This window comes from Streptomyces sp. NPDC024632 (assembly GCF_055559175.1).
Genome location: NZ_JBVHLD010000001.1, coordinates 431,877 through 445,018, shown reverse-complemented (window position 1 = coordinate 445,018; position 13,142 = coordinate 431,877). Strand labels below are relative to the sequence as shown.

The 13,142-nt window shown below is 72.1% G+C and carries 10 protein-coding genes; 4 read left to right on the top strand and 6 right to left on the bottom strand.

Annotated elements, in window-relative coordinates:
- Nucleotides 1-365 precede the first annotated feature (365 nt).
- On the top strand, nt 366-1,727 hold the full coding sequence (locus ACZ37P_RS01920) for a glutamine synthetase family protein (protein ID WP_188279782.1): 1,362 nt from the start codon (nt 366-368) through the stop codon (nt 1,725-1,727).
- Here ACZ37P_RS01920 and ACZ37P_RS01915 read toward each other — a convergent pair.
- Complete coding sequence (locus ACZ37P_RS01915; protein ID WP_467344328.1) at nt 1,687-2,697, bottom strand: ArsR/SmtB family transcription factor; 1,011 nt, start codon at nt 2,695-2,697, stop codon at nt 1,687-1,689. The two genes, ACZ37P_RS01920 and ACZ37P_RS01915, sit on opposite strands and share 41 nt — an antisense overlap.
- A gap of 213 nt (nt 2,698-2,910) precedes the next feature.
- On the opposite strand from ACZ37P_RS01915, the gene ACZ37P_RS01910 reads away from it, so the two are divergent.
- Nucleotides 2,911-3,294, top strand: a complete 384-nt coding sequence (locus tag ACZ37P_RS01910; protein ID WP_355334424.1) for a hypothetical protein — start codon at nt 2,911-2,913, stop codon at nt 3,292-3,294.
- A gap of 48 nt (nt 3,295-3,342) precedes the next feature.
- On the opposite strand, the gene ACZ37P_RS01905 is transcribed toward ACZ37P_RS01910, so the two are convergent.
- Genes ACZ37P_RS01905 through ACZ37P_RS01895 form a run of 3 tightly spaced genes read right to left on the bottom strand, consistent with a single transcriptional unit; the run spans nt 3,343 to nt 6,593 of the window.
- On the bottom strand, nt 3,343-4,362 hold the full coding sequence (locus ACZ37P_RS01905; protein ID WP_467344618.1) for a TolB family protein: 1,020 nt from the start codon (nt 4,360-4,362) through the stop codon (nt 3,343-3,345).
- 20 nt (nt 4,363-4,382) lie between these two features.
- Nucleotides 4,383-5,705 (bottom strand): MFS transporter, encoded by a 1,323-nt coding sequence (locus ACZ37P_RS01900; protein ID WP_467344326.1) that lies wholly within the window; start codon nt 5,703-5,705, stop codon nt 4,383-4,385.
- A gap of 3 nt (nt 5,706-5,708) precedes the next feature.
- The gene (locus tag ACZ37P_RS01895) at nt 5,709-6,593 is read right to left on the bottom strand and encodes an alkaline phosphatase family protein (RefSeq protein WP_467344324.1); all 885 of its coding nucleotides are present in this window, start codon (nt 6,591-6,593) and stop codon (nt 5,709-5,711) included.
- A 770-nt stretch (nt 6,594-7,363) separates the two neighbouring features.
- Here ACZ37P_RS01895 and ACZ37P_RS01890 point away from each other — a divergent pair.
- On the top strand, nt 7,364-10,390 hold the full coding sequence (locus ACZ37P_RS01890) for a bifunctional [glutamine synthetase] adenylyltransferase/[glutamine synthetase]-adenylyl-L-tyrosine phosphorylase (protein WP_467344323.1): 3,027 nt from the start codon (nt 7,364-7,366) through the stop codon (nt 10,388-10,390).
- A 565-nt stretch (nt 10,391-10,955) separates the two neighbouring features.
- Here the strand turns inward: ACZ37P_RS01890 and ACZ37P_RS01885 are convergent.
- Nucleotides 10,956-11,231 (bottom strand): winged helix-turn-helix transcriptional regulator, encoded by a 276-nt coding sequence (locus tag ACZ37P_RS01885; protein ID WP_467344617.1) that lies wholly within the window; start codon nt 11,229-11,231, stop codon nt 10,956-10,958.
- A 159-nt stretch (nt 11,232-11,390) separates the two neighbouring features.
- Here ACZ37P_RS01885 and ACZ37P_RS01880 point away from each other — a divergent pair, with 159 nt between their 5' ends.
- Nucleotides 11,391-12,242: a thioesterase family protein gene (locus tag ACZ37P_RS01880; RefSeq protein ID WP_467344322.1), complete on the top strand. Its 852-nt coding sequence runs from the start codon at nt 11,391-11,393 to the stop codon at nt 12,240-12,242.
- On the opposite strand, the gene ACZ37P_RS01875 is transcribed toward ACZ37P_RS01880, so the two are convergent.
- Entirely contained in the window at nt 12,230-13,126 is an 897-nt protein-coding gene (locus ACZ37P_RS01875; RefSeq protein WP_401303945.1) for a phosphatase PAP2 family protein, read from the bottom strand. The two genes, ACZ37P_RS01880 and ACZ37P_RS01875, sit on opposite strands and share 13 nt — an antisense overlap.
- Between the last annotated feature and the right edge of the window lie 16 nt (nt 13,127-13,142).

Below are 13,142 nucleotides of genomic sequence, written 5' to 3'. Positions count from 1 at the left end.
GGCGCCAGTCGGCGTCCAGCAGATAGCCGACGACGGCGGGCCCCGCGACGGCCGCCGCCACGCGTGCGTGTGCCCAGGGGTACGGCTCCTCGTACGGGTACGCAGCTGTGGCGAACAGACGCACGCCTTAGGTAAGGCTACCCTTATCAAAACGCTGGCCTTTCCGCGCCGTCACCGATCAGGCGCCGCGATCAGGCGCCGCGCGATGATGAAGGACTCGTCGCGGGCAGGCACTATGGGGGAGAGGGCCCCCGCAACGCGCCGGAAATCGCGTGATGGGATGCTCGGCTCGCAATCCCGGATGTGCGTCCCCGATATGGCCAGTGGCGGGGAGCAGGTGGCCTGACCGGCAAGGATGGATGGATATGGACAAGCAGCAGGAGTTCGTTCTCCGCACCCTGGAGGAGCGGGACATCCGCTTCGTCCGCCTGTGGTTCACCGACGTGCTCGGCTACCTGAAGTCGGTCGCCGTCGCACCGGCCGAACTGGAGCAGGCCTTCGACGAGGGCATCGGCTTCGACGGCTCCGCCATCGAGGGCTTCGCCCGGGTGTACGAGTCCGACATGATCGCCAAGCCGGACCCCAGCACCTTCCAGATCCTGCCCTGGCGCGCCGAGAGCCCCGGCACCGCGCGCATGTTCTGCGACATCCTCATGCCCGACGGCTCCCCGTCGTACGCCGACCCGCGCTACGTCCTCAAGCGCGCGCTCGCCAAGACCTCCGACCTCGGCTTCACCTTTTACACCCACCCCGAGATCGAGTTCTTCCTGCTCAAGGACAAGCCGATGGACGGCGGGCGGCCGACCCCCGCCGACAACTCCGGCTACTTCGACCACACCCCGCAGAACGTCGGCATGGACTTCCGCCGCCAGGCCATCACGATGCTGGAGTCCATGGGCATCTCGGTGGAGTTCTCGCACCACGAGGGCGCCCCCGGCCAGCAGGAGATCGACCTGCGCTACGCCGACGCGCTCTCCACCGCCGACAATGTGATGACCTTCCGGCTCGTCATGAAGCAGGTCGCCCTCGAACAGGGCGTGCACGCCACCTTCATGCCCAAGCCGTTCTCCGAGCACCCCGGCTCCGGCATGCACACCCACCTGTCGCTCTTCGAGGGCGACCGCAACGCCTTCTACGAGTCGGGCGCGGAGTTCCAGCTCTCCAAGGTCGGCCGCTCCTTCATCGCGGGCCTGCTCCGGCACGCCGGTGAGACCGCCGCGGTCACCAACCAGTGGGTCAACTCCTACAAGCGGATCTGGGGCGGCTCCCAGCGCACCGCGGGCGCGGGCGGCGAGGCCCCCTCGTACATCTGCTGGGGCCACAACAACCGCTCGGCCCTGATCCGCGTCCCCATGTACAAGCCCGGCAAGACCGGCTCCACCCGCGTCGAGGTCCGCTCGATCGACTCCGGCGCCAACCCCTACCTCGCCTACGCCGTCCTCCTCGCCGCGGGCATGAAGGGCATCCAGGAGGGCTACGAACTCCCGGCCGGCGCCGACGACGACGTCTGGGCCCTGTCCGACTCCGAGCGCCGCGCCCTCGGCATCGAGCCCCTCCCGCAGAACCTCGGCGAGGCCATCACCCTCATGGAGCGCAGCGAACTCGTCGCCGAGACCCTCGGCGAGCACGTCTTCGACTTCTTCCTGCGCAACAAGAAGCAGGAGTGGGAGGAGTACCGCTCCGAGGTCACCGCCTTCGAGCTGCGGAAGAACCTCCCGAACCTGTAGCCGAGAGGAGCTGCTCGGCCTGCGGGGTGCGGCGGTAGTAGACGCGGTGGCCGTGGCGGGTCCGGGTGAGGAGACCCGCCCGGTGCAGGCGCGTGAGGTGGTAGGAGACGGTCGACGGGTCCAGGTGGTGGAGCTCGGCCAGCTCCGTGGTGGTGAGGGGGCGGCCCAGCGACAGCAGCAGGCTGTGCCGGGTGGCCCCCAGGACGTCGGCCGCCGGGTGGCCGCCCTGTGCGGCGCGGCGGCCTGACGGAGCGCGGGGCACCGGATAGCAGAGCATCGTGTCGTGCTGGAGCATCGGGTCGAGGCCCGGCGTCAGGTCCCCGGTGACGGTGGGGATCATGACGACGGCCGGCGCGTGCGCCACCGTGGTGCGGAACGGGCTGCGGACGGTCAGTGTGCCGTCGTGCCAACCGGTGTCCGGATGCAGGGAATCCAGGACCGCGCCGGTTCCCTGCCGGGCCATGAGCTGGGAACGGGCGTTGATATCGGCTTCGAGGCGGCCACGGATCACCGGCCAGCGCGCTGCGAGTGTGTGGTTCCACAAAGCGTGCAGTTCCTGAGCCGCTTTCTGGACGAATGCGGTTTCCCCCCGGTCGAGTTGGCTCAGGACCGGTGCGGGCAGCTCGGTTCCGGGAAAGCCCTGACCGGCGAAGCCCGTGGTGAACACGGTGATTTCCTGCACCAGCCGGGTCGGCGCGAGGGTGGCTATCCGGTGGAGTTCGTCATCCAGGCTGGGCGCGAACCGCGCGGGCGCCGGGCTGATGAAATCCGGCAGCCACACCTCGCCCTGGAAGAACCCCGCCAGCAGGGGCATCTGCCGGTCGTGCAGCAGCCGCGGCAGCGCGCCGAGCCGTTCCCCGCGGCGGGACGACCTCATGGCGGTGGACAGGACACCGAACAGTTCGACCATCGGTGAGATGGCGAACCGGGTCCTGGCCAGCTCGGCCGGGCCCAGCGACAGACGCAGCATGATGCCTTCCCGGACGGATCGGGCGGACGTCCGAACCGCCAGCCAAACATTGGAACCTCATCCAATCAATGGCAATCCCGGCCAACGTCGGCGTCTACTTGGGGCTGCCCGGAGAATCGGTGCGCGTTTACGCGCGACCGTGAACGGCAATGCGTCGGCACGGCTCCGGGTGCGGAATTCGGTCAATTCCTGCGAACAAGGAGGCCCTTGAGTATGCGTATCGGAAAGCGGACGGTCACCCTCGCGGTAAGCGGCGCGCTGCTCGCCGGCACGGTCGGCTTCGTGGCCGCGTCCCCCGCCCAGGCGGTGGACTGCAACCTCCCCCCGGTGGGCGACATGTGCCTGCACATCCACAACACGGACACCAACACGTGGTACTGGCTCGGCCCGTGGAACGCCTGCGCGGTCCACAACATCGCCATCGACGAGCAGGCCACCTGGATCAACAACAACCAGGTCGGCGGGGTGCGCACCACCTTCTACTACGGCCGCGACGGCAAGAACCCCATCGGCAGCGTCGCCCAGGACTACTCGGGCCGCCCGCCCGGCTACACCGACAGCGACCTCTCCTCCGCGCAGTCCGTCCGCGTCTGCTGACCCGCGCCCCCCGAGGCGGGGCCGCCCCGGAGGACGTCACCTCCGGGGTCAGGGCAGCCAGGCGGGGGCCAGGGCCGAGGGGGTGAGGAGGCGGGGGGCGCCGGTGCCGTCGGCGGGGGCGGTGTACAGGTCGGAGCCGTAGTCGCCGGGGAGGGAGTAGACGACGGTCGCGTTGTCGGACCACACGGCCTGGTCGTCGACGCTGCGGGTCTCGGCCAGCGGCCACTCGCGCGAGGTGGCCAGGTCGAGGACGTAGAGGCGCCAGGGGGCGTCGGCGGGCAGGCCGGGCACGCGTTTCTTGAAGGCGATCCGGGTGCCGTCCGGGGAGAGCGAGGGGCACTCGACGTTGGTGCGCAGCGTGGTGACGGTACGGGCGGCGACGTCGCCGCGCACGAGGTAGGTGTGGCCGCCGGTGGCGAGCGTGGCGTAGAAGTGCCGGTCGTCGGCGAAGGTGACGCCCCAGAAGTTGATATCGGCGGCGCGCACGCGGTGCCCGTCGCGGGTGACGGCGTAGTCCTCGAGGGACGACTGGAGGGTCCCGGTGCGGGTGTCCAGGATCGAGGTGCGGGTGGAGAAGTCGGTGCCCGCGTACGAGTCGCCGCCGACGAAGACGGTCCAGGCGGCCATCCGCCCGCTGGGCGAGACACGGGCGCGGGTGGGGATGCCCGCGAGCGGCACACGGCGGGTGGCGCGCAGCGCCGAGTCCAGGACGACCGCGTCGTACGAGTCGTTGACCGCGCCGCGCTTGGCCTGGAGGCAGATGCCGGTGCCGCCCGCCGCGTAGAAGCGCAGGCACTTCACGCCGGACGCGACGCGGGGCCCGTCCGGCGCGGAGGCGGGCACCGAGGCCAACTCGTCGCGGTGCGGCCCCCACGCCATGGAGCGGAAGACGATACGGGGGCCGCCGGCGGCCAGCGAGACCGTACCGGCGCGGACGGCGGGGCCGCCCGCCTGCACCTGGTTCTTCCGGTCGGCCCGGTCGGCGGCCCGCCACACCGCGACCCCCGCCACGCACGCCAGCACGGTGATGCTGGCCAGCAGCACCAGCAGCCGGTTGCGCATGCTCATACCGCCCTCGACCCGCCCGCTCATGCCGTCGCCCCCGGCGCCGTGGGAGTCCGTGACGGCCGCAGCCGGACCGACAGCGCGACGCTCGCCGTCAGCGCCAACGCGGCCCCCGTCAGGGCGGATTGGTCGCCCCACGCGGTCCACGCCGCCCCGAAGGCTATGGAGCAGACGAAGCGCGCTGCGGCCTGCCCGGTCTGTACGAGCGCGAGCCCGCTGGAGCGCAGCGCCGCCGGTACGGAACCGGCCGCGGCCGCCATCAGCACGCCGTCCGTGGCCGCGTAGAAGGCCCCGTGCAACGCCAGTACGGCGTACGGCAGTACGCCCGCCCGCAGGTGGGCGAGGAGCAGCCCGTACGCCAGGAGCAGCGCGAAGTGGCCGCCGACGAAGACCCGCCAGCGGCCGACCCGGTCCGCCCAGCGGCCCAGCGGCACGGCGAGCAGCAGGAAGGCGGCGGCGGTGCCCAGCGGGAGGAGCGCGAACCACCGGTCGGGGACGCCGAGTCGGCGTTGCAGCAGCAGATAGACGAAGGAGTCGCTGACGGTGGCGAGCCCGAGCGCCACCGCGCACAGCGCCAGCCCGCGCAGCTCCCGCCGCCCGAGCAGCCCCACGGCGGCCCGTAGGGACGGCCGGTCAACGTCACTGTCAGGCGCGGGAGTTGACCGCCGTACGCCCGACGGCACGAACAGCAGCAGCACGACCACGCCGACCGCCGCCACACAGAAGCTGACGGTAAAGACCGCGTCGTATCCTTCCGCCGCCTGACGGAGAATCAGGAAGGCTGCCAGCGGCCCGAGAAGCGCCCCGGTGGTGTCCATCGCGCGGTGCACACCGAACGCCCGGCCCCGCGACTCCGGGGGCGCCGACAGCGAGATGAGCGCGTCGCGCGGCGCGGTCCGCAGGCCCTTGCCGGTGCGGTCGACGGCGAGCACCGCGCCGATCAGCGGCAACGTGTGCACGGCCAGGAGCAGCGGCTTGCACAGCGCGGACAGTCCGTACCCGAAGGCGGCCACCGCCTTGTGCCGCCCGCCGCGGTCGGCGAGATGCCCGCCGACCAGCCGTACCACCGCGCTGAATCCGTTGTAGACGCCGTCGAGCAGACCGAAGCCGAGCGGGGAGAGCCCGAGCCCGGTGACCAGGTACAGCGGCAGCACCGCGGTGACCATCTCCGACGACACATCGGTGATGAGGCTGACCGCGCCGAGCGCGAGCACCGTCGAGGTGACCGCGGACGACCGCCCGGGACGCGGGCCCCGGGCGGTCGTCGGCGCTGTCGTCGGGCTGTCCGCCGCGCTCGTCGGTGCGGGTGTCGCGGGCGTGCTGCCGCGGCTCTCGCTGACGTACATCGGTCAGTTGGTCCAGATGCCGGTGATGTCCGCGGCGGACGCGGCGTTGCCCGCGTGCCCCGAGGTACCCGCCAGATCCTCCAGTGTGCGCAGCAGGTTGTAGTGGTTGTAGTTGGTCGCGGACGAACTGCCCGCGGTGACCGGCTGACCGTAGAAGACGGTCGGAATCCGGTTGCCGCTCAGCGAGTTGTCCTCGTCGAAGGTCACGACCAGCACGCTGTTGTGGGTCTTCGCCCACGTCGCGTACGCGCCCAGGTTGTTCTTGATCCAGGTGTCGCCGGTCGCCACCGAGCAGTCGTGCATGTCGCTGCACAGATTCGGTACGACGAAGGACATCCGCGGCAGCGTCGAGTAGTCCGTCGGGAACTGCGCGAAGGTCTTCGCGGTCGACGTCGGGACATTGCCGAAGCCGAACCACGGGTTGTGCTTCTGCGCGTAGTTGCCGCTCTTGCAGGTCGTCGAACCCTGGCTCGGCAGCGTCTCGTTGTAACTGCCGAAGGTCTTGCCCGCGGCGATCACCTCGGAGCCGAGATTCGCGGCCGAGCTGAAGCCGATCTTCACGCAACTGTCGTCCGTCACGCCCTGCGTGGACCCGGAGAACAGCGCGTAGTAGTTCGGCTGGCTCGGGTGCGTGATCGCCTGGCTCTGCGTGAGATTCGCGCCGCCGGTCGCCAGCGAGTTGATGTACGGCGCGCTCGAACTGCCGATGACCTGGCTGTACGCGTGGTTCTCCATGACCACCACGAGGGTGTGGTCGGGGGTGGGCACAGAACCGGCCGCGTGCGCCGAGCCGCCGAGACCGGTCCACAGACCGGCGGACGCGGCGGCGAGGCCGACTGCGGACAACAGAGCGGTGCGGCTGCGGCGGGGCAGAGTCCAGCCGTGCACGGCGTACCTCCGGTAGTGGGGGGAAGGACGAGGAACCGCTGTACATGACAAATTTTAAGAGCCCGATCACGTCAGGGCGAGCGGGCGCCGGGTGAAATGAAGGCGAACACCGAGGTACGGCCTGCCGCCGGCTCCCACAACTCTCCTGCCGGGGACACCGCGCCCCCAGCCCCCACCGGGCAGCCCCGCCGCCACGCGCCACGTCCCGCGTGGCCAAGCCCGCGATGTCCGCCCGCACGGCGGGGGCCTCCGGCCGTGCGGCCAGGGTGGTGCGGTTGCTGGGGCGGTGCTACGCGGGCCGTGCGGTTCCGCCCGCGCCGCGGGGAGCCTCCGGCCGTGCGGGCGGGGTGGTGCGGTTGGTGGGGCGGTGCTGCGCGCGCAGCGCGGTGCGAGCTATGCGGTTGCGCCCTCACCGTGCGGGTCGTGCGGTTGCGCCCGCGCCGTGCGGGCCTCCTGCCTTGGCCGCTTGCGGCAGCTTGGACGACTCGGTCGCGTGCACGCCCGTGCGGGGCTCTTGGTCGCTGGGGCGGGGCGGTGGATGGGGTCGTGTGCGGGGCGCGGGATCGGGGTCGGGTGGGCTGGTGGCCGCACTCCGGCTACCGAGCCCCCCGCAGGGGGTTACGCTCAAACCGAAGCCTTGATCGATCCGGGCTTGCGCGGGACCGTTCCGGGGTACGGGACACGCGCCACCGCGAAGCCAAACCAAGCCAAACCAAACCAGGCCAGTCGAGCGTCACCCCGCCACACCACATGACCCGCCGGGAGGGCCGATGCAGGGACGCCGGAGCAGTACGTTCACGCGGCTGCTGCGGCACGGCTTCACGGACCCGGCGGCGGCCGAGCGGCTGCTGGAGCTGCCCGAGCTGTCGACGGTCAGGACGGACCCGGTGCTGCTGGAGGCGCTGGGCGCGACGGCCGACCCCGACCAGGCGCTGATCAGCCTGGTACGCCTCACGGAGGCGCTGGACCCGGCGGAGCGGCGGACGCTGCTGGACACCGTCATGACGGCGAAGCCGCTGCGCGACCGCCTGCTGGGCATCCTCGGCGCCTCCGAGGCCCTCGGCGACCACCTCGCCCGGCACCCCGCCCACTGGCACGCGCTGGTGATGTACGAGTCCGCCGACCTGCACCCGGGCGTCGCCGACTTCGTCCGGGCCCTCTCGGGCGCCGACACCCCCGACGCGCTGCGCGTCGCCTACCGCCGCTGCCTGCTCGGCATCGCCGCCCGCGACGTGTGCGGCACCAGCGACCTGGTGCGTACCGCCGCGGAACTGGCCGACCTCGCCACCGCCACCCTGCGCGCCGCGCTGGCGATAGCCGCAGCCGAGAGCCCGCAGGACGCCGCCGTCTGCCGGCTGTCCGTCATCGGCATGGGCAAGTGCGGCGGCCACGAGCTGAACTACGTCTCCGACGTTGACGTCGTCTACGTGGCGGAACCGGCCGAGGAGACGGCGGGCCAGCAGGACGCGGAAGGCACGGCCGTACGCGCCGCCACCCGGCTGGCCGCCCGGATGATGCGGATCTGCTCCGACACCACCGCCGAGGGCACGATCTGGCCGGTCGACGCCAATCTGCGGCCCGAGGGCAAGAACGGGCCGCTGGTCCGTACGCTCTCCAGCCATCTCGCCTACTACCGGCGGTGGGCGAAGACCTGGGAGTTCCAGGCGCTGCTCAAGGCCAGGCCGGTCGCCGGGGACGAGGCGCTCGGCGAGGAGTACCTGGCCGCGATCCGCCCGCTGGTCTGGCAGGCCGCCGAGCGCGAGAACTTCGTCACCGACGTGCAGCAGATGCGCCGCCGCGTCGTGGAGAACATCCCCGCCGCCCAGATCGACCGCGAGCTGAAGCTCGGCCCCGGCGGCCTGCGCGACGTCGAATTCGCCGTGCAGCTCCTCCAGCTCGTGCACGGCCGCACCGATCCGTCGCTGCGCAGCGGCACCACGCTGACCGCGCTCGCCGACCTCGCCGCGGGCGGCTACGTCGGCCGCACCGACGCCGCCGCGCTCGACGACGCCTACCGCTTCCTGCGGCTGATGGAACACCGCATCCAGCTCCAGAAGATGCGCCGCACCCACCTCGTCCCCGACGACCAGGCGGGACTGCGCCGCCTCGGCCGCGGCCTGGGCTTCCGCGCCGACCCGGTCGCCGAGCTGAACCGGGAGTGGAAGCGGCACGCCATGGAGGTACGGCGGCTGCACGAGAAGCTGTTCTACCGGCCGCTGCTGGACGCGGTCGCCCAGCTCGGCGGCGAGGAGACCCGGCTCAGCACCGACGCGGCCCGCCAGCGCCTCCAGGCGCTCGGATACGCCGACCCGGCCGCCGCCGTCCGCCACCTGGAGGCGCTGGCCAGCGGCGTGAGCCGCAAGGCCGCCATCCAGCGCACGCTGCTTCCGGTGCTGCTCGGCTGGTTCGCGGACTCCGCCGACCCCGACGCCGGGCTGCTCGGCTTCCGCAAGGTCTCCGACGCGCTCGGCAAGACCCCCTGGTACCTGCGGCTGCTGCGCGACGAGGGCGCGGCGGCGCAGCGGCTGGCCCGCGTGCTCTCCTCCGGGCGGCTCGCCCCCGACCTGCTGATGCGCGCCCCCGAGGCGGTCGCGCTGCTCGGCGCCGCCGACGGTCTCGTGCCGCGCGACCACGCCGCCCTGGAGCAGGAGGTGCTGGCCGCCGTCGGCCGCGCCGACACCCCCGAGCAGGCCATCGCCTCGGTACGCGGAGTACGCCGCCGCGAGCTGTTCCGTACCGCCGCCGCCGACCTCATCGACACCTACGGCGACGACGAGGAGGACCAGGAGGAGACGCCCGAGGAGCCGCCGGACCCCGCCGCGCTGGTCGACCGCGTCGGCACCGCCATCTACGGGCTCACCGCCGCGACGCTCGCGGGCGCGCTGCGCGCCGCCGTCAACCACGTCACCGGCAACGACGCGCACCCGCTGCCCACCCGTTTCGCCGTCATCGGCATGGGCCGCTTCGGCGGCCGGGAGCTGGCCTACGGCTCGGACGCCGACGTGCTCTTCGTCCACGAACCGCTCGACGGCGCCGACGAGGGCGAGGCCACCCGCGCCGCGCTCGCCGTCGCCGACGAGCTGCGCCGCCTGCTCCAGATCCCCACCGCGGACCCGCCGCTGCTGGTCGACGCCGATCTGCGGCCCGAGGGCAAGAGCGGGCCCATGGTCCGCAGCCTCGCGTCGTACGCCGCCTACTACCGGCGCTGGGGGCTGATCTGGGAGAACCAGGCGCTGCTGCGCGCTCTGCCGGTCGCGGGCGACCCGGACCTCGGGGCGCGGTTCACCGCCCTGGTCGACCCGCTGCGGTACCCGGAGAACGGCCTCGAAGAAGAGGCGGTCCGCGAGATACGGCGCCTGAAGGCCCGGATGGAGACCGAGCGGCTGCCGCGCGGCGCCGACCCCACGACGCACGCCAAGCTCGGGCGCGGCGGGCTGTCCGACGTCGAGTGGACGATTCAGCTCGTGCAGCTCCAGCACGCGGGGCGGCTGCCCGCCCTGCGCACCACCGGCACCCGCCCGGCCCTCGCCGCGGCCCGCGAGGCCGGGCTCATCGACCCCGAGGACGCCGCCGTCCTCGACGACGCCTGGGTTCTCGCCACCCGCGTCCGCAACGCCGTCATGCTCGTCCGCGGCCGCCCCGGCGACACCTTCCCCAGCGACGGCCGCGAACTCGCCGCCGTCGGCCGCTACCTCGGCTACCCGCCCGGCCACGTCGGCGACATGCTGGAGGACTACCGCCGCCGCACCCGCCGCGCCCGCGCCGTTGTCGAACGCCTCTTCTACGCCTACGAGTAGCCCGCCTCGCACCGCCTCGGGTCGGCTCGGGTCGGGGCGGCTCGGCCGTTCGTGGGTCGGGGGCCGGGGGCTGCGGGAGAGGGGTTCGAAATCGGTATATTTATGGCGCTTCTGGTACTCCGTATCCGGTGACCTCTCCTGCGCCACAAATATCCGGCAGCATTTCGAACCCCTCTCCCTCCGCCCCCAACCCCCTCCACCCCCGGATGTGGGGAAGGGGGCCGGAACGGCGGGGCGCCCTCACGGTCTTGGACACCCGTCCACCCGCGGACCGTGTGAGGGTGCCCCCCGCCCAGCCCCCGGGCGGAGGACGCTCGGGGCGCCCTCATGGTCTTTGACACCCACCCCGGCAACCCCCACCGGACCGTCGGACGCCGACGTACCGGGAGGGGACGGGCCGGGGTGCCCCCGCAGAAATGCGGTGACAAGAAGGGCACTGGATACGCGGGGCCAGGTAGCCGCATTTCGAGGAGGTGCCCCGGACCGGCACCGACCAGGCACAAGCGGCACCCGCAGACGACAAAGCACCCGCACGGGTGGGCGGGCGGGCAAGAACACCCCCCCCTTAGTCGGAAAGCGTCTCCGCCCACGCACGAGACCAGTGATCCAACGGCGCGATGGCCTCGGCCAGCCCCGCCCCGAGAGGCGTGAGCCCGTAACGCCCCTGATCCCCCTGCGCGAGCAGCCCGGCCGCGGCCAACTCCCGCAACCGCTGATAAAGAACGCTGGGCGACATCGCGTCGCACCGTTCACGCAGGTCACGAGCGCCGACCGGCCCGTCCCGCAGCTCCCAGAGAATGCGCAGCGCCCAGCGCCGCCCCAGCAGATCGAGCGCGGCCATCAGGGGCCGCCCGGTGCGCGAGCCACGGACCTCGCCGCCCGGCCGGGGGCCACCGGTGCCACCCTCCATCCGACCCTCCTTGACGCTTCTGATTCCGAAATCATACGGTGGTGCCAGGCGTTACGGAATGCGAAACGTACACGAGCCGGAGGAGCAGGGATGGGCGAACCGACCGCTTTCTACGAGCCCGGCCCGGACGGGTCCTTCGTGGCGACGGACGCCACCCAGGGGCCCTGGTCGCCCGACCTCCAGCACGGCGGCCCGCCCAGCGCGCTGCTGGTCCGCGAGTTCGAGGCCCTGGTCGCGGCGACGGCACGGGACGGCGACTCCGACGGCGACCCCGACATCGACTCCGAGGGCCACCCCGACGGCCACCTCGCGAAAATCGCCATGGACTTCCACGGCCCCGTCCCCGTCGGCCCGGTCCGCGTCCGCGCCTCCGTCCTCAAGCCCGGCAGGCGCGCCCAGCTCCTCGCGGGCGAGCTGAGCGTCGACGGCCGGGTCGTCCTGTCGGCCCGCGCCTGGTGGCGCCGCCGCTCACCCGGTCTCGTACCGGACGTCCCCGTCCAGGCCGCGCCGCTGCCGGACCCCGACGACGTCGTCCCGGCCGACCCGCTCCCCGGCCACTTGGACCATGGCTGGATCGCGTCCATGGACTACCGCTACCTCGCCGGATTCGTCACGACGCCGGGACCGGCCACGGTGTGGGTGCGCCCGAAGTTCCCGCTCGTCGCGGGCGAGACGACCTCCGGCACCCAGCGGGCCGTCCTCGTCTCGGACGGCGCCAGCGGCTTCAGCGCCGCGCTGGACTTCCGCACCCACCTGTTCAGCAACCTCGACCTCGTGCTGAGCTTCCTGCGTCCGCCGGTCGGCCCCTGGGTGGCACTGGACGCCGTGTCAGCCCTGGACGGGGCGGGCGGGGGTACGACCAGCACCCGCCTCGCCGACACCGCCGGTTACCACGGCTTCGCGCTCCAGACGCTGTACGTGGCGCCGCATCACGCCGTCTGAGGGTCCGACGCCCGGGCCGACACCGCGTCCACCGGCTGGCGCGGCATCCGGTACAGCCAGCGCCCGTAGACCAGGTACGAGATCCCGTAACCGACCGCCAGGCACACCACACCGCCGACCGCGTCCAGCCAGAAGTGGTTGCCGGTGGAGATGATGACCGTGAGGGTGAACACCGGGTACAGCGCGCCCAGCGCCTTCGCCCAGGTGTGCTTGGCCAGTATCGCGATGGTGATCCCGCACCACAGGGACCAGCCGATGTGCATCGACGGCATGGCCGCGTACTGGTTCGACACATGCGCCAGATTGCCCGAGGACAGCGAGCCCCAGGTGTGGTGCACCTCGACGGTGTCGATGAAGCCGCCGCCCGTCATCAGCCGGGGCGGCGCCAGCGGGTAGAAGTAGAAGCCGACCAGGGCCATGGCGGTGGTCACGAAGAGCACCAGACGGGCCGGGCCGTACCGCCCCGGATGGCGGCGGTAGAGCCACACCAGCACACCGATGGTGATGATGAAGTGCAGCGTGGCGTAGTAGTAGTTCATGATGACGATCAGCCAGGTCGCCGAATTCACGGCGTGGTTGACGGACCGTTCGATCGCCAGACCGAGGTGGTTCTCGAAGGACCACACCGACGCGGCGTGTCGCAGGGCGACGGCCTTCTGCTCCGGAACCGCGTTCCTGATCAGCGAGTACACCCAGTAACTGACGCCGATCAGCAGGATCTCGAACCAGAGCCGGGGTCTGCGGGGTGTGCGGATGCGCCTGATGAGGGTGTGGCGCGGCTCCGTGCGGGCCACGCCGGTCGCTCCATCCGGGGGAGTGGAACCGGTGGAGCGCGGCGAGGCGGTCGTACGGCCGCCCATAGTCTTCGCAGTCGGTTCCCCCATGGGACACCAGTCTGCC